At 52.6% G+C, this 500-nt stretch carries 1 pseudogene; it reads left to right on the forward strand.

The annotated features are described in order from the left end of the window. Positions 1-307: 307 nt before the first annotated feature. Positions 308-500: pseudogene (locus tag D3242_RS33170) on the forward strand (hypothetical protein); the annotation flags it as partial.

Below are 500 nucleotides of genomic sequence, written 5' to 3' on the forward strand. Positions count from 1 at the left end.
GAAGCACTTGCGCGGCGAAGAGGATCTGCGGCACGGTTCGCTGCAGGATTTTCGTGAGGAATGAGCAAGCGAGGGAGCGATTTTCTCTATCTTTGGATTTCGGACCATCTATCCGACGATCCGATCAGTGACCACGTACTGCTGATCATCGAAATGGCTGTGGATGCGAAACGGGGCTGAAGCACAAGGCATTTCCGCCCAAGAGATCGACGAGGAAATCGGCACGATCTACAAATTCATGATGCAGGGATTGCGCTAGTGGAGCGCTGGGAACCGAGTTCCGTAATCCACGTTTTTTCCGAAGGTCATGCTGCATGACCCAACGACGGAGGAAACAATGAATATCAAGAAGCTCACAGTGGGCGCGATTGCCCTTTCCATGATGACCGGTTCGGCTCTTGCCGCTGGCAACACATCTGCACTCGACGATCCGGCAAAGATGTCGCCGTTCTTCACCGATGCCGGCATGAAAACATTGAAGACGGAAAAGGATTTCAAGA

This window comes from Mesorhizobium jarvisii (assembly GCF_003601985.1).
GTDB lineage: Bacteria > Pseudomonadota > Alphaproteobacteria > Rhizobiales > Rhizobiaceae > Mesorhizobium > Mesorhizobium jarvisii.